The sequence below is a fragment of the Gemmobacter sp. genome (genome assembly GCF_016792925.1).
Classification (GTDB): domain Bacteria; phylum Pseudomonadota; class Alphaproteobacteria; order Rhodobacterales; family Rhodobacteraceae; genus Gemmobacter.
This window is the reverse complement of the sequence record NZ_JAEULU010000194.1, coordinates 16,294-31,413: the sequence shown is the minus strand read 5'-3', so window position 1 is coordinate 31,413 and position 15,120 is coordinate 16,294. Positions and strand designations below refer to the sequence as shown.

18 protein-coding genes are annotated in these 15,120 nt (G+C 68.5%); 13 read left to right on the top strand and 5 right to left on the bottom strand.

From position 1 onward, the window contains the following. The 4 genes from JNN06_RS09155 to JNN06_RS09140 form a co-directional block, all read left to right on the top strand. On the top strand, positions 1-824 hold an 824-nt coding region (locus JNN06_RS09155), incomplete at its 5' end, for a 3-deoxy-D-manno-octulosonic acid transferase (RefSeq protein ID WP_291239282.1). Between the two features lies 1 nt (position 825). Beyond that, complete coding sequence (gene lpxK / locus JNN06_RS09150; protein ID WP_291239281.1) at positions 826-1,872, top strand: tetraacyldisaccharide 4'-kinase; 1,047 nt, start codon at positions 826-828, stop codon at positions 1,870-1,872. Positions 1,873-1,923: 51 nt separating this feature from the next. Next, the gene (locus JNN06_RS09145) at positions 1,924-2,592 is read left to right on the top strand and encodes a YetF domain-containing protein (RefSeq protein WP_291239280.1); all 669 of its coding nucleotides are present in this window, start codon (positions 1,924-1,926) and stop codon (positions 2,590-2,592) included. 76 nt (positions 2,593-2,668) lie between these two features. Next, positions 2,669-3,040 carry a hypothetical protein gene (locus JNN06_RS09140; RefSeq protein WP_291239279.1) on the top strand — a complete coding sequence of 124 codons (372 nt, stop codon included), beginning with the start codon at positions 2,669-2,671 and terminating at the stop codon, positions 3,038-3,040. A gap of 3 nt (positions 3,041-3,043) precedes the next feature. Here the strand turns inward: JNN06_RS09140 and JNN06_RS09135 are convergent, their stop codons facing one another. After that, the gene (locus JNN06_RS09135; protein ID WP_291239278.1) at positions 3,044-4,135 is read right to left on the bottom strand and encodes a Hint domain-containing protein; all 1,092 of its coding nucleotides are present in this window, start codon (positions 4,133-4,135) and stop codon (positions 3,044-3,046) included. A 175-nt stretch (positions 4,136-4,310) separates the two neighbouring features. Between JNN06_RS09135 and dapE the strand changes: the two genes are divergently transcribed. The 8 genes from dapE to JNN06_RS09095 all read left to right on the top strand — a co-directional run bounded on the left by dapE (position 4,311) and on the right by JNN06_RS09095 (position 11,530). Next, on the top strand, positions 4,311-5,459 hold the full coding sequence (gene dapE / locus JNN06_RS09130) for a succinyl-diaminopimelate desuccinylase (protein ID WP_291239277.1): 1,149 nt from the start codon (positions 4,311-4,313) through the stop codon (positions 5,457-5,459). Then, positions 5,456-5,881 carry a GNAT family N-acetyltransferase gene (locus tag JNN06_RS09125; RefSeq protein WP_291239276.1) on the top strand — a complete coding sequence of 142 codons (426 nt, stop codon included), beginning with the start codon at positions 5,456-5,458 and terminating at the stop codon, positions 5,879-5,881. Before dapE ends, JNN06_RS09125 begins: the two co-directional genes overlap by 4 nt. A 276-nt stretch (positions 5,882-6,157) precedes the next feature. Next, a complete protein-coding gene (locus JNN06_RS09120; RefSeq protein ID WP_291239275.1) occupies positions 6,158-7,099 on the top strand; it encodes a DMT family transporter in 942 nt (313 codons plus the stop codon). Beyond that, on the top strand, positions 7,096-7,719 hold the full coding sequence (locus JNN06_RS09115; protein WP_291239274.1) for an HAD family phosphatase: 624 nt from the start codon (positions 7,096-7,098) through the stop codon (positions 7,717-7,719). The genes JNN06_RS09120 and JNN06_RS09115 overlap by 4 nt, the downstream gene beginning before the upstream one ends. Beyond that, complete coding sequence (locus tag JNN06_RS09110; RefSeq protein WP_291239273.1) at positions 7,716-8,627, top strand: ornithine cyclodeaminase; 912 nt, start codon at positions 7,716-7,718, stop codon at positions 8,625-8,627. The genes JNN06_RS09115 and JNN06_RS09110 overlap by 4 nt, the downstream gene beginning before the upstream one ends. Before the next feature lie 222 nt (positions 8,628-8,849). Further along, complete coding sequence (locus JNN06_RS09105) at positions 8,850-10,781, top strand: AI-2E family transporter (protein ID WP_291239272.1); 1,932 nt, start codon at positions 8,850-8,852, stop codon at positions 10,779-10,781. 33 nt (positions 10,782-10,814) lie between these two features. Then, on the top strand, positions 10,815-11,141 hold the full coding sequence (locus JNN06_RS09100; RefSeq protein WP_291239271.1) for a hypothetical protein: 327 nt from the start codon (positions 10,815-10,817) through the stop codon (positions 11,139-11,141). Then, positions 11,141-11,530 (top strand): hypothetical protein, encoded by a 390-nt coding sequence (locus JNN06_RS09095; protein ID WP_291239270.1) that lies wholly within the window; start codon positions 11,141-11,143, stop codon positions 11,528-11,530. The genes JNN06_RS09100 and JNN06_RS09095 overlap by 1 nt, the downstream gene beginning before the upstream one ends. A gap of 245 nt (positions 11,531-11,775) precedes the next feature. Here JNN06_RS09095 and JNN06_RS09090 read toward each other — a convergent pair whose 3' ends face one another. Genes JNN06_RS09090 through JNN06_RS09080 form a run of 3 tightly spaced genes read right to left on the bottom strand, consistent with a single transcriptional unit; the run spans position 11,776 to position 13,946 of the window. Then, entirely contained in the window at positions 11,776-12,426 is a 651-nt protein-coding gene (locus JNN06_RS09090; protein ID WP_291239269.1) for an RluA family pseudouridine synthase, read from the bottom strand. Then, entirely contained in the window at positions 12,426-13,322 is an 897-nt protein-coding gene (locus JNN06_RS09085) for a homocysteine S-methyltransferase family protein (protein ID WP_291239268.1), read from the bottom strand. Before JNN06_RS09085 ends, JNN06_RS09090 begins: the two co-directional genes overlap by 1 nt. Before the next feature lie 3 nt (positions 13,323-13,325). After that, positions 13,326-13,946, bottom strand: a complete 621-nt coding sequence (locus JNN06_RS09080) for a LysE family translocator (RefSeq protein WP_291239267.1) — start codon at positions 13,944-13,946, stop codon at positions 13,326-13,328. A 66-nt stretch (positions 13,947-14,012) separates the two neighbouring features. Between JNN06_RS09080 and JNN06_RS09075 the strand changes: the two genes are divergently transcribed. Beyond that, the gene (locus JNN06_RS09075) at positions 14,013-14,441 is read left to right on the top strand and encodes a glyoxalase (protein ID WP_291239266.1); all 429 of its coding nucleotides are present in this window, start codon (positions 14,013-14,015) and stop codon (positions 14,439-14,441) included. A gap of 6 nt (positions 14,442-14,447) precedes the next feature. Here JNN06_RS09075 and JNN06_RS09070 read toward each other — a convergent pair whose 3' ends face one another. Next, on the bottom strand, positions 14,448-14,918 hold the full coding sequence (locus JNN06_RS09070) for an Hsp20 family protein (protein WP_291239265.1): 471 nt from the start codon (positions 14,916-14,918) through the stop codon (positions 14,448-14,450). Between the last annotated feature and the right edge of the window lie 202 nt (positions 14,919-15,120).

Below are 15,120 nucleotides of genomic sequence, written 5' to 3'. Positions count from 1 at the left end.
CCATGGCCATGGTCGAGGCCCGCGCCCCCCACCTGCCCGAAGGCCGCGAGGGCTGGTTTCCCGGCCTGATCCGCGCCAGCCTCGCCCCGATGCAGGCCGTGCTGGCACTGGATGAACCGGCGCTGAAGGCGCTGCGCAAGGCGGGCGCCCCCGGCCTCGCCCTCACCGGCCGGATGGAGCAACCCTCCGCCGTGCTGCCCGGCAATGAGGCCGAACGCGCCGCGCTGGCGCATCTGATGAACACCCGCCCGGTCTGGGCCGCCGTGCAGGTGCCGCAAGCCGAAGAGCCCGCCGTGATCGAGGCGCATCGCGCCGCCCTCGGCCTCGCCCATCGCCTGCTGCTGATCCTGCTGCCCGAAAACCCGCATCGCGGCCCTGCCCTCGCCCGCCAGCTGGAACGCGAAGAGGGCTGGCGCGTCGCCTTGCGGCAGGAGGATCAGGACCCCGAACCCGAAACGCAGCTGCTGATCGCCGACACGACCGAGCTGGGCCTGTGGTATCGCCTCGCCCCCATCGCCTTCCTCGGCGGTTCGCTGGCGGGCACCGGCTGTCTGGCCGATCCGATGCAGGCCGCAGCCCTCGGCGCCTCGGTGATCCACGGGCCGCGCCCCGGCACCTTCGGCAGCGTGCTGGGCCGGCTGGGCGCCGCCCGCGCCACGCGCTCGGTCGCCACCGGTGCCGATCTGGCCGAGGCCCTGGGCGAACTCCTCTCCCCCGACCGCGCCGCCAAACTGGCGCAAGCGGCCTGGACCGTCGCCTCCGAAGGGGTCGAGGTCACCGCCCGCGCCCACCTCCTCCTCCGGCAGATGATGGGAGAAGACTGACATGCAGGCCCCCGCCTTCTGGTATCAGCCGCGCCCGAGCCTGACCGCCCGGCTGCTCGCGCCCCTCGGCGCGCTCTATGCCCGCGCCACCGCGCGGCGGGTGGCGCAGCCCGGTTACCGCGCCTCGGTGCCGGTCATCTGCATCGGCAATCTGACCGTTGGCGGCACTGGCAAGACCCCCACCGCCATCGCGCTGATCGAACGGCTGCAAAGCGTATCTCCCGTTACCCTTTCGGGTGCCGGACCGGGGCAAACGGTATCTCCCGTTACCCTTTCGGGGTCGAAACAGGGGCTAAGTGTCCATGTCGTGACCCGTGGCCATGGCGGCAGCCTGCAAGGCCCGGTGCAAGTCATGCCCCGCCATCTGGCCGCCGAGGTCGGCGACGAGCCGCTGCTGCTCGCCGCCTTCGCCCCCACATGGGTGGCGAAAGACCGCGCGGCGGGGGTGAAGGCCGCCGAGGCTGCGGGCGCGCAGGTGATCCTGCTGGATGACGGCTTCCAAAACCCCAGCGTTATCAAAGACCTGAGCATTATCACCGTCGATGCCGCGCGCGGTTTCGGCAATGGGCTGTGCCTGCCCGCAGGCCCGCTGCGCGAGCCTGTCCCCACCGGGCTGGCCCGCGCCGACCTGCTGCTGTCGATCGGCTCCGATGCGGCGCAAGCCCTTCTGGATCAACGCTTTTCCTGCCCCATCCCGCAGGCCCGCGCCCGGCTGGAGCCTTTGCCCATGGGCATGGACTGGCAGGGCGAACGCCTGCTGGCCTTTGCGGGCATTGGCGATCCGTCCCGCTTTTTCAACACGTTACGCGATCTGGGCGCCGATCTGGTGCGCAGCGTCGCGCTGGATGACCACCAGCCGCTGACTCCCGCCCTGCTTACCCGGCTGGAGGCCGAGGCGCAGATGCGGCAGGCGCAGCTTGTCACCACCGAGAAAGACGCGGTGCGCCTGCCCGCCGCCTTCCGGCCCAAGGTTCTCACCCTGCCCGTCCGCCTGCGCTTCACCGAACGCGCGGCGCTGGAGACGGCCTTGGCCCGGCTTGGTTTTTAACGGAACCAAATCAACAGCTTGGCGTTGCACCTCCACAACCCGAGGTGCAAGATGGACATTACCCCCTTTGACTGGCAGCGCCTGCTGATCGGCGAAGCCCCGCCGCTGTTTCTGGCCGAAATCCTGTTTCGGGTGCTGGTCATCTACCTTTACACGCTCGGAATGCTGCGCCTGATCGGCGGGCGCAGCGTCGCCCAGCTGTCACTGGTGGAGTTTCTGCTGGTGATCGCCCTGGGTTCGGCCGTCGGCGACAGCCTGTTCTACCCCGAGGTGCCCCTGCTCCACGCCCTCGCCGTGGTCACTTTCATCGTCACCCTGACGAAGGCGCTGGATGCGCTGTCGCAGCATTTCCGCCATGCCAAGCGGCTGTTGGATGGTCAGCCGGTCCAGGTCTTGCGGGATGGCGCGCTGCTGCCACAAGGGCTGGCGGCGCGCGACATGGGGCCGACCGAGCTTGCGGCCTTCCTGCGGCTGGAAGGCATCCGCAATCTGGGCGAGGTGCGCGCCGCCTATCTGGAGCCGATGGGCCATCTGTCGGTCTTCCGCGCCGAGACCCCGCGCCCCGGCTTGCGGATCGAACCGCCCTGCGAGGTCAGCCCCCATACCACCGCAACCCCCGGTGATGCCGCCATCTGCGGCTGGTGCGGCGGCCCGCTTGCGCAGCCCGGCCCCTGCCCCGCCTGCCGCCGCTCCGATCCCGTCGCCCCCGAAATGCCCTGACCCGGGCCCCCGCAAAGCGTCTTGCCGCTTTCCCCGGCTTGCGGCATAGCAGGCACAGCATTCACAGGGGAAAACCATGGCCAGCGACGATCTCGAACCCGGCACCGAGGGCCATGATGTCAAGGCCCCCAAGGCCAAACGTCCCCAGCAAGTCTATACGCTGGTGGTCGAGGTGGGCCGCAAGGACGGCGACGGCCTGCCCGACAAGGCCACCGGCGCCGCGCTGATGATCTATGCCAGCGGCGTGGATGAGGCCGAAGCCGTGCGCGAGACCGTGGCGATCCTCAAGCAGGCCGATCTCGCGCCGCTGGACGTCTCGGGCTATGGCGCGCTGGAAGAACGCGAGGCCGCAGGCGACGAGATCGACGCCGAGGAGCGCGAACTGATGCAGCGCGCGCTGGACGAAAACTCGGTCATCGTGGCGCAGATGACGCCGTTTTTCGATTGAAAATCAACGCAGTTGCCCGCCGCCCGCGCGGCCCAGCAACAGTAAAAGCGGCACCGCCTCATAGCTGTGCAGCATCTGGCGCGGCGGGCTGACCGGCGCGCCGTCATGGCGCGCCGACAGAAAGGCGATGCCATCGCCCGCGATCAGATCGGGCGCGCCAATATCAAGAGAGACCGTATGGCTGACCGGGCGGCGCGCATCGAACAGCGCCGCGCGCCCATCGGCAATATGGCGGGCGGCCACCAGAACCTCTTCCGTATCAAACAGATACTCCACCTCGCCGCCGCGCAGCAGCACCGGCTGATCGGCACTGACCAGCACATCGCGGCGCGGGCTGAAATAGGGCGCGCGCAGCAGGACGGGGGCGTGATGGCCCCGGCTTGGCAGCTCCAGCCGCCGGACCGAGGCCAGCGCCACCGCCCGCCCCTCTGCCGTCATGACCATATCGCCCGGCGCCAGCACGCCCGCGGGGCGAAAGCCCGTCGGCGTCGCAATCGCCGTGCGCTGGCCCAGCCAGGGCGCATGGGCGGGCAGCGCGTCGCCCGCCGTCACGCCAAACCACAGCAGGCCGGGATGGCGCAGACTGCCCGCCCCGGCCCGGCACATGGCGTCCAGATCCGCCTGGCTCAGCGCCAAGGCCCGGCCCTCCGGCTGCGGCCCCGTGATCTCCAGCGCGCCGGGTTGGCCGGGGCATTCATGGCGCAGGCTCCAGTCGCCGCGCACCGCCGACCAGGCAAAGGTGAGGCGCGCCACCCGCGCCGCAGCGGGCAATGGCCCCGGCAGGCTTGCGCGCAGCAGTGCAGGCCCGGCACGAAAGATCACACGCACCCCGGCACCCTGATCGTAAAACACGGAAAAGGCGAGGTTTTCGCGGCGCAGATCCAGCACGACCCCCGGCTCGGGCAGGGGCAGCGCCAGCTCGCAGATCAGCGCGCCCTGCGTCAGCCCTTGCGTCAGACCCTGCGCCAGACCCTGCGCCCCTGCCTCCGGCGGCAGTTGCACCGGGCCGGACTGATCGGACAGGGCCAGCCATCCGCCGGGGCGCAGCAGGCCCCGGCCGGCCAAGCCCCGCGCCCCCTCTGCGGCCGTGCCCATGCCCTTTGCCCCTCGTCTCGCAGCCCTTGCCGAGGCCGCGTTAACCAAAGGTTAACAGGCTTGTCCCCCCCTGACCATGCGGAAAACGGCGCGGCTTGAAGGCCCCCGTTGAAGGTGCCCGTTGAAGGTACTGGGCGCGCGGTCTATCCCTAGGGCAAGCCTGAAGGAGCCCGCCATGCCGCATCCCGTCGATCCTGTAGACCTGACCGCCGCGCTGATCCGCTGCCCCTCCGTCACCCCCGTCGAGGGCGGGGCGTTGGTGCTGCTGGAGCGGCTGCTGGCCGAGGCGGGCTTTGCCTGCACCCGCGTCGATCGCGGCGGGGTGTCGAACCTTTACGCCCGCTGGGGCGCCAAGGGGGCCAATCGCAGCCTGGGGTTCAACGGCCATACCGATGTCGTGCCAGTGGGCGATGCGGGCGCCTGGACGCATGACCCCTTCGGCGGCGACGTGGTGGATGGGGTGCTTTGGGGGCGCGGCGCGACCGATATGAAGTCGGGCGTTGCGGCCTTTGCGGCGGCGGCGGTGGATTTCGTGCGGCAGACCCCACCGGATGGCGCGGTGATCCTCGCCATCACCGGCGATGAGGAGGGCGATGCCGAGCATGGCACCGTCGCCCTGCTGGACTGGATGGCCGCCGAAGGCGAGCGGATGACCCATTGCCTTGTGGGCGAACCCACCTGCCCCAATGAGATGGGCGAGATGATGAAGATCGGGCGGCGCGGCTCGATGACCTGCTGGTTCACCGCCGAAGGCGTGCAGGGCCACAGCGCCTATCCGCATCGCGCCAAGAACCCGATGAGCGCGCTGGTCGCCCTGCTCGCGCGGCTGGAGGCACAGCCGCTCGATGCCGGAACCGAACATTTCGATGCCTCGACCCTGGCAATCACCACCATTGATTGTGGAAATCCTGCCAATAACGTGATCCCGGCGCGGGGCACGGCCACGGTGAACATCCGCTTCAACGATGCCCATTCTGGCGCGAGCCTCACCGATTGGCTGCGCGACCATGCGCAGGCAGTGGCGGCGGCGACGGGCGTGAAGATCGGGATGCGGGTGCAGATCTCGGGCGAAAGCTTCCTGACGCCGCCCGGCGACTGGTCGGCGATGATCGCCCGCGCGGTGGAGGCCGAGACGGGCCGGGTGCCCGAAGCCTCCACCTCCGGCGGTACCTCGGATGCGCGCTTTGTGAAGAACCACTGCCCGGTGGTGGAATTCGGGCTGGTCGGCAAGACCATGCACCAGGTGGATGAGCGGGTGGAGGTGGCGCAGATTCACCAGTTGAAGGCGATCTATACCCGCATCCTGACCGATTACTTCGCATGAGCTGGACCATCGCCCCGACCGCAGACATCGCCGCCTGCCTCGCCCTTCGCCGCGCGGTGTTCATCGAGGAGCAAGGCATCGCCGAGGCCGAGGAGATCGACGATCTGGATGGCGAGGCCCTGCATCTGCTGGCGCTGCAAGACGGCCAGCCCCTCGGCACGGCCCGGCTGCTGCGCAAAGGCGCCACGGGCAAGATCGGTCGGGTCTGCGTGCTGGCCGAGGCGCGCGGCACCGGCCTCGGCGCGGCCCTGATCCGGGCGGGCATTGCGCATTTCGCCGCAGACCCGGCCTTTGACACGGTTTACCTCTCGGCGCAGGAACCCGCACTCGGGTTCTACGAGAAACTGGGCTTCACCGCCCATGGCCCGGCCTATGACGATGCGGGCATCCCGCATCGCGACATGACCCTGCCGCTGCGCTGAGCCTGCCCGGGCAGCGGGGGCTGTCTGCCCCGTCGTCCATGGGTTCTCGAACCAATGGCGAGCACAATGGACAACCCCCGAGGATATTTAGGAACAGAAAATGGAGGAACGGCGACGCCTCTCCTTTCATTTTCTGTTCCTAAATATCCTCAGGGGGTGAGGGCCGCAGGCCCGAGGGGGCGCGAGCGCCCCCTTGGCAGCATCGGCAGCCCGAGAGCGGCATGAAATGTCGGGCGCAGGCCAGACCCTCGGCGCGGTCTGGCCTAGCAAGGAGGCATGACCGCGCTTGCCTCGCCCGCCCGCACCACCCTGCTTGGCATCTTATGTGCCGTGGCGGGGGCTGCGATCCTGTCGGTGAATGATGTGGCGATCAAGTCGCTGTCGGGCGGTTATGCGCTGCATCAGGTGATCCTGACACGTTCGAGCATCTCCTTGCTTTTTCTGCTGGGCTTCATGGGTTTTGCGGGGGGCTATCGCCAGATCTTCACCCGCCGCCCCCGCGCGCATCTGTTGCGGGTGGGCTTTGTGATGCTGTCGAACATCACCTATTTTCTGGGTCTGGCCGCGCTGCCCTTGGCCGATGCCGTGGCCATCGCCTTTGTCAGCCCGCTGGTGGTGACGCTGCTTTCGGTGCTTGTGCTGGGCGAGGTGGTGGGCCCGCGCCGCTGGGCCGCTGTGGCGATTGGCATGGCCGGGGTGATTGTCATGCTGCGCCCGGGCAGCGGCGCCTTGCAGCCGGCGGCGCTCCTCGTGTTCATCTCGGCCTTCACCTATGCCTCGACCCATATGATGACGCGGCGCTTGCGCGATACCGAAAGCGCCGCCACGCTGAATTTCTATGTGAATTGCGGGTTTATCCTTGTGTCCGCCCTGATGGGGCTGACGGTGGGCGACGGGCATCTGGCGGGGTCCACCGACCCGTCGCTGGCCTTTTTGCTGCGCGGCTGGATCTGGCCGCCCATGGCCGACTGGCCGTGGTTTCTGGCCACCGGCCTGTCGGTCGCCATTGGTGGGCTGATGGTCAGCCAGGCTTATCGCCTGTGCGAAGCCGCCCTCATCGCCCCGTTTGAATATGCCGCCATGCCGCTGGCGATCCTCTGGGGGTTGATCTTTTTCGGGCAGATCCCCGATCGCACCGCATGGATCGGCATTGCCTTGATCTGCGGCGCCGGGCTTTATGTGCTGTGGCGCGAAACCAGCCTCAGGAGAGGGCAATGACGATTCAGGCGGTGATTTTCGACATCGGCAATGTGCTGATCGAATGGAACCCCGAGCGGTTCTATGACTGGCAGATTGGCCGGGCCGCGCGCGAGGCCCTGTTCGCCGAAGTCGATCTGCATGGCATGAATGATGCCATCGACGCGGGTGCCCTGTTCAAGGAAACCATCTATGACTGGGCGGAGCGTCACCGCGACTGGGCCGAGGAGATCCGCATGTGGTATCACAACTGGATCGACATGGCCTCGCCGCGGATCGAGGGCTCCATCGCCTTGCTGCGGGCTTTGCGTGCGAAGGGCGTGCCGGTCTTCGCGCTGACGAATTTCGGCATCCACAGCTTTGCCTATGCCCGCACGCAATATGACTTTTTCACCGAATTCGACAGGGCCTTCGTCTCGGGCGAGATGGGGGTGATCAAGCCCGATCCGCGCATCTATGCGCTGGTGGAGCAGGGCTGCGGCCTGCCCCCCGAGAGCCTGCTGTTCACCGATGACCGGGCTGACAATATTGCCGCCGCAGAGGCGCGCGGCTGGCGCTGCCATCGTTTCGAGGGCTGGCAGGGCTGGGCGCGGCGCTTGGTTGCGGAAGGATTGCTGAGCGAACAGGAGGCTGGGTTGTGACTGTGGAAATGATCGGAGCAGAGGTGGAACCGCGCCTCGACTGGCTGGCGCTGACCGAGGCGCTGGCGGCGGGCCACGCCCTGCCCCGGGCCGAGATTGCCGATACCTTCCTGTATCGCGGCCAGGATACGATGCTGACCCGTTCGGCCCTCATCGACGGGCTGGGCGGGTTGGTGAAATGCGCCACCGTCTTTCCCGGCAATGCCGGGCACAGCCTGCCCACCATCAATGGCGCCGTGACGCTTTATGCCGATCAGACCGGGCTTCTGGAGGCGGTGGTCGATTTCCATCTGGTGACCAAGTGGAAAACCGCCGGTGACAGCCTGCTGGCCGCGCGGCATCTGGCGCGGCCCGAGGCGCGCCGCATCTTGCTGGTGGGCGCGGGGGCGGTGTCGCGCTCCATGGTGGCGGCCTATGCGGCGGCCTTTCCCGGGGCCGCTTTCACGATCTGGAACCGCAGCGCCCCGGCGGCCGAGGCCATGGCCCGCGATCTGGGCGTGACCATCGCGCCCGATCTGGCCGAGGCAGTGGCGGCGGCTGACATCATCTGCACCTGCACCATGTCCACCCAGCCGGTGATCCGGGGCGAGTGGCTGCGCGCGGGCCAACATCTTGATCTGATTGGCGCCTATCGCCCCGACATGCGCGAGGTGGATGATACCGCGCTGGAGCGCGCCACGATCTTCGTCGATTCCCGCGCCACCACGATCCACCATATCGGCGAGCTGAAAGACCCGATCGCGCGCGGCGTGATCTCGGAGTCCGATGTTCAGGCGGATTTTTATGACTTGCCCGCAGGCCATTTCCGCCGCCGCAGCGCCGAGGAAATCACCATTGCCAAGAATGGCGGCGGCGCGCATCTGGATCTGATGACGGCGGCCTATATCCTGCGGGCGGCACGGGGCTGACAGCGCGGCGCGGGCGCGCCACGGGCGAGTGACTGGCGGGTGACTGGCGGGTGACAAGCGCAAAAAAGCGCGCCATGCTGGACATGCGCCGGGAACCCGGCATCGCGCTGGCGCGTTGGGGCTTACCAGCCTCCTCGCCCAGCGTCTTTGCCGGGGCCTTGTTTGTCGGGGCCTTGTTTGTCGGGGCCTTGGCGTCGTTCACAAGTTTGCTCAGGGTTGCCCATGCCGAACAGCCAGACCCGCCCGCCCGTGCTTGCCGCCGAACCCGACGATTCGCCGCAGGCCCGGCGCATCACTCTGCCGCGACTGGCGACCATCGTGGGCGTGGCGGCGGTGCTGCATCTGGGGCAAGAGGTCTTTCTGCCGCTGGCCATCGCCATGCTGCTGACCTTCGCCCTGTCCCCCGCCGTTTCGGCCTTTCGCAAACGCGGCGCGCCGCTCACCGCCTCGGTGCTGGTGGTGGCCTTTCTGGCCTTTTCGGCCATTGCCGCCTTCTCGCTGGTGGTGGCGGGGCAATTGTCCGGCCTCGCCCGTGATCTGCCCAGCTTTCAGCAAAACATCCTGACCAAGCTGGAGGGCTTGCAGGAACAGGGCGGCGAAAACGGGCTGGTGGCCCGGCTGACCGATATGGCCAGCGCGATCAATGACGAGATCGCCACCGCGCTGCCCGCCGAGGGCAACGGCGCGACCGCCACCCCCGCCCCCAGCGGCCCGATGCAGGTCGAGGTGGTCGAACGCCAAAGCCCCTTCGACATGCTGATCAACCTTGTCGGCCCGATCATCAGCCCCATCGCCACGGCGGGTCTGGTGGTGGTGGTGGTGATCTTCATGCTGCTGGAGCGCGAGGAGCTGCGCGACCGCTTCATCCGGCTGATCGGCTCGAACGATCTGCACCGCAGCACACAGGTGCTGGAGGATGCAGGCGGTCGGGTGGCGAATTACCTGCTGATTCAATTGCTTGTGAATGTCATCTATGCCGTGCCCATTGGGCTGGGCCTTTGGCTGATCGGGGTGCCCAATGCGCTGCTTTGGGGCATGCTGACGCTGGTGCTGCGCTTTGTGCCCTATATCGGCTCGGTGCTGTCGGCGGCCTTTCCGCTGTTTCTGGCCTTTGCCGTCAGCCCGGACTGGAACGCCCTGCTCTGGACGGCGGCGCTGTTTCTGGTGGTGGAACTGGCGACCTCCAACGTGATCGAGCCCTGGCTTTACGGCTCGCGCACCGGGGTATCGCCGCTGGCGATCATCGTATCAGCGATCTTCTGGACCTGGATCTGGGGGCCGCTGGGCCTTGTTCTGTCCACGCCGCTGACCGTCTGCCTTGTGGTTCTGGGCCGCCACATCCCGCAATTCGAGCTGTTCGACATCCTGTTCGGCGACGAGCCGGTGCTGGCGCCCCATGCCCGGCTTTACCAGCGCTGGCTGGCCGGGGATGCGATCGAAAGCACCTTCCGCGCCGAGGAGGCGCTGGAGGAGGAATGGTTGTCGGATTATTATGCCCAGACCGCCCTGCCTGCCTTGATGCTGGCGCAGGCCGACTGGTCGCGCGGTGTGCTGACCACCCCGCAGGAAGAGCGGCTGGCGGGCACCGCCATGGCGATGGTGGCCGATCTGCAAGCCGTGGTCGAGGAAGAGCGCGCCGAAGACCCGCCCCGCGCGGCGCCCCGCCGCATCTTGTGTATCGGCGGGCGTTCGGGGCTGGATGATGTGGCGGCCGCCATGCTGGCGCAGGTTCTGGCCAGCGAGGGCGCCGAGACGCGCAGCCTGACCGCGCGCGATCTGGCCCCGGCCCGCATGGCCGCGCTGGAGCTGGGCGCCACCGACATCGTGGTGCTGAACTTTCTGGACCCCTCGCCCGCCCGGGCCTCGCTGCTGCACGTGCGGCGGCTGAAACGCGCGGTGCCGGGGTTGCGGGTGGGGGTGGTGATCTGGGATATGCCCGAGGCGCTGCTGGCAGGCGGCCTGCCGGTGGAGCGGGTGTCCCCCGTCAAACCCGCCGAAGCCCTGGAGATCGGCGCCGATTTCGCGGTGACCGGCCTTGATCCCGCTGTGGCCGAGGCCCTGTCAGAGGCCGAGGCCCTGCCCCTGCCCGAGCTCACCGCCCGCAAGAAACCGGCCCGCAGCCGGGCGCGCCGCACGGCGGCTGCCCCTGTCTGACCTGATAGATCGCGTTGAATGAAAGGAACCGCCATGGCTCGCAAGCCTGACCCCGCCGAAGCGCCCGATCTCCCCGAGGGCCTCGAGGCGCAATTGGCGCAGCTGCGCGCCGATCTGGCCCGGATGGCTGAAACCCTGGCCACGCTGGCGCAATCGCAAGGCGCCGCCCTGGGGGATCGTCTGGGCAGCGAGGCCGAAAAGCTGCGCGGCACCGCCGAGGCGCAGCTGGCATCCTTGCAGGCGCAGGCCGCGCCGAAACTGGAGGAAGCCCGCGCCTATGTGAAGGCCAAGCCCTTGGAGGCCTTGGGATTTGCCGCCGGGGCGGGCCTGATCCTTGGCCTTTTGTTCGGGCGGCGCTGATGCTGGGCCTGCTGGCCGGTCTGGCCGCGCGCGAGGCCAAGGCCCGCGCCGCCGCCGCCGCGCGCCGCGCCCTGCTGCTGGCGCTGGCCGGGGGGCTGGCGCTGATCGGGGCGGGCTTCCTGCTGGCGGCGGGGGTCATCGCCGCAGCCAAGGCGCTTGGCGCGGTGACGGCCGCGCTGGCCTTTGGCGCGGGGTTTCTGGGGCTGGCCGGGCTGGTCGCGCTGATCGCCCGCAAGCCGCGCCGCCACCGGGGAGCGGAGCTTGAGGCCCTCGCCGCGCTGGAGCAAGCGCCACAGGCCGTGGCTGCGGGCATCGCCAAATCCCCGGGCCTCGCACTGCTGGGCGCCTTTGCGGGCGGGTTGATCCTGGCCTTGAAGCTGCGGAAGTAGGGGCGGACCTGGAAACCCACCGCCTTGCCCCGCCCCTGTGGAATTCTTGCCACAGGACCGTTTCAGCACATGATCGAGAGGCCAGCGCCCGCCCGGTGGGTGCAAAGCACCCGCCCCCCCGCAGGGCGGGCGCTGGCCGGTGGCGTCTCGCCACCAGCCCGACCTCGCACCCCCGACCTCGCAACCGTCTCAACATGACATCGGCAATGGCCTCGGCCATCCGGTCATGCCGTTTCAAAATGGGGTCAAAACGGCACCGGCGCCGAATAGGTCAGGCTCTTGCCGGTTTCGGGATGGCGCAGCCGCAGGCTTTCGGCGTGCAGCATCATGCGCGGATAGTCCAGCGCCTCGCCCGTGGCATAGATCGGATCGCCCAGAATCGGATGCCCGAGCGAGAGCATATGCACCCGCAGCTGATGGCTGCGCCCGGTCAGGGGCATCAGCCGCACCCGCGTGGTCTTGCCATCATGGCGCTGCACCCGCCAGTCGGTGATGGCGGGCTTGCCCTGTTCATGGTTCACATGCTGGCGCGGGCGGTTGGGCCAATCGACGCAGAGCGGCAGGTCCACAGTGCCTTCCTTCGGCTCCAGCAACCCCCAAAGCCTTGCCAGATACACCTTTTTCGTCTGCCGTTTCTCGAATTGCTGGCCCAGATGGCCCTGCGCCGCCTTGGTCAGCGCAAAGACCATCACGCCCGAGGTGTCACAATCCAGCCGATGCACCAGCAGCACCTCGGGGAAGACCCGGCGCAGACGGTCGATCAGGCAATCTTCCTTGCCGGGGTCTTTGCCCGGCACCGACAGCAGCCCGGCGGGCTTGTTCACGATCAGCAGCGCGGAATCGTGATGCAGGATGTCCAGCGGCACATCGGGCGGGTTGTATTCATAGGGCGGCATCAGACGATCTCATGCCCCTCGGCGCGCAATCTGGCGGCCAGATGCGCGATATGGGCCGGGCCCACATCACAGCAGCCGCCGACAATCGTGGCGCCCTGCGCCACCCAGTCCAGCGCGAAGGCGGCATATTTCTCCGGCGTCAGGTCATGGCGGTGGGTCAGGTGATCCACAGTGGGCGCATCTTCCAGAAAGCCATCGGAAATATGCGTGAATCCATTGGCATAGGCCCCAAAGGGCAGGCCGAAACGCCCAAGTTCGGCCAGCGCATCGGCCATGGCCTCGGGGACCGAGCAATTGGCCAGAACCGCCTGCGGGCGGTAGCGTTCCACCAGCGGCGCCAGCCCCGCCAGCGCCTCGCCCGAGCGCAAGACCCCGCCTTTCCGGTCATGGACCGAGACCGAAAGCCAGACCGGCTTGCCCGCCGTGGTGGCCCCTTTGAGCGCGCCCTCGATCTGCTCCAGGCTCACCAGCGTTTCCAGCAGGATGAAATCCACCTCGGGGGCCAAAAGCTGCGCCACCTCGGCCACCAGCGGCGCGGCCTGCGCCACCGGCAGCACCACATCGTCGCGATAGGTGGCGACCAGCGGGCCGATGGAACCTGCGATCCGCCCGCCGCCACGGGCGGCGCGGGCCTCGCGGGCCGCCGTCAGGGCCGCGCGATGCAGCGCCGCGAACTGGTCATCCAGATCGAACCGCGCCAGCCGGTCATGGTGGATGGCATAGGTGTTCGTGGTGGCAATGGTCGCCCCGGCGGCAAAGTAATCGTCATGCACCGCGCGCACGAGGCCGGGGTGATCCAGCATCACGCGCGTCGCCCACAGGGGCGTCGGCGCATCGCCCGAGCGTGCCACCAGCTCTTGTCCCATGCCGCCATCCAGCAAGGTGATCCGCGCCATGGCTCAGCCCCTCACGATACGCAGCGCCAGCGCGCCGTAAAGCAGCGCCGCCAGCTTGTTCAGCGCGCCCATGCGGCGGCCAAGCGCCTGCCCCGCCATGCCCGCCAACAGGCCATAGCCGCAGGTGATGATGGTGCCGGTGACCATGAACAGCAGCCCCAGGATCAGGATCTGCTGCCAGACCGGCCCGCGCGCCGGATCGGTGAATTGCGGCAGCAATGACAGGATGAACAGCGCCACCTTGGGGTTCAGCGCATTGGTGACAAAGCCGCGCCACAGCGCCCGCCCTGCCCGGGCCTCGCCCTGCCCCGGCAGCGCGGCACCCGCGCGCCAGCTTTTCACCGCCAGATACAGCAGATACCCCGCCCCCGCCCATTTCAGCGCCGTCAGCGCCGCCGGGCTGGCCGCCAGCAGCGCACTGACCCCCAGCACGGCCAGGGTCACATGCAGCAGCCCGCCCAGACCCACGCCAAGCCCCGCCACCGCACCCGCCCGCGCGCCGCCCTGCAAGCCGCTGGCGGTGGCAAACATCACATCCGCCCCCGGCGTGAGGTTCAACACAATGCCCGCCGCCAGAAAGGCAGCCAGCTCGGCGGGCGGAATAAGCGTGAAAAGGTCGGTCATGATAGGGTGGACAATCCTTTGCATGGGGCAAAAGATCAAGGGGGCAGCAGGGAAAGGCGGGCGGCGATGGAGTATGACACGGCCGAGGGGCACCAGATCGGCCCGGCCCTGCGGGGCCTGGGGCTGAACCTTCTGTGCCGCGATCTGGCGCGCGAAGTGGCCTTTCTGGTGCAGGTGCTGGAGATGCAGCGGCTGCGCCAGACCGCCGATTTCGCGCTGCTGCGCAGTGGCACGGTGCTGGTGCAGCTGCATTCCGACGGCTCTTTTGCCGCGCATCCGCTGCATGGCCTGCTGCCCGAGGCCGGGCCGCGCGGCGCGGGGCTGGAGCTGCGCCTTTACGAGATCGACCCGGACGCAGCCTGCGCCCGGGTCGATGCAAATGGACCGGCGATGGTTCTGGCCCCGCCCCGCGACAAGCCCGGCCATGGGCTGCGCGAGGCGGTGATCCTGTCGCCCGAGGGCTATGCCTGGGTGCCCTCGCGCCCGATCGGCTGACCGCGGTCAGTTGACGGCGGCAGTGGCCTCGACCACATCGGCCTGCACCGAGGCGCTGCGGCTGATCTCGATCCGGCGGGGCTTCAACGCCTCGGGCGTCTCGCGGATCAGGTCGATATGCAGCATGCCATGCTCATGGCTGGCGCCGGTGACGCGCACATGATCGGCCAAGGCGAAGCGACGCTCGAAGGCGCGGGTGGCAATGCCGCGATGCAGGTAATTGCGCGCCGGTTCCTCGGGCGCCTTGCGGGCGGCGACAAACAGCGCGCCTTCCTTCACCTCCACGCTCAGCTCCTCCGGGGTGAACCCGGCCACGGCGATGGAGATGCGATAGGCGCTCTCGTCGGTTTTCTCGATGTTGTAGGGCGGGTAAGCGGGCTGCGGCACATCGGCCGAAAGCGCGCGGTCCACCAGATCGGCGATGCGGTCAAAGCCGACAGTGGCACGGTAAAGCGGGGCGAGATCGAAATTGCGCATGGTCATCCTCGTTGAGCGATGCTGTCCGGCCCCCCGGTTCGGGGCGGGCCGATGATGGAAACCGGACCCGTCATGGCGCCCGGTCCGCATGATCTGGGAAGCCCGCGCGGCGGTTTCAAGAGGGGCGCGTGGCGCGCAAATCCTGTTCGCCGCCGCACAGGGCCCGGGCTGGACTTTGCGCCGCTGCGGCGGTCTGATGCCC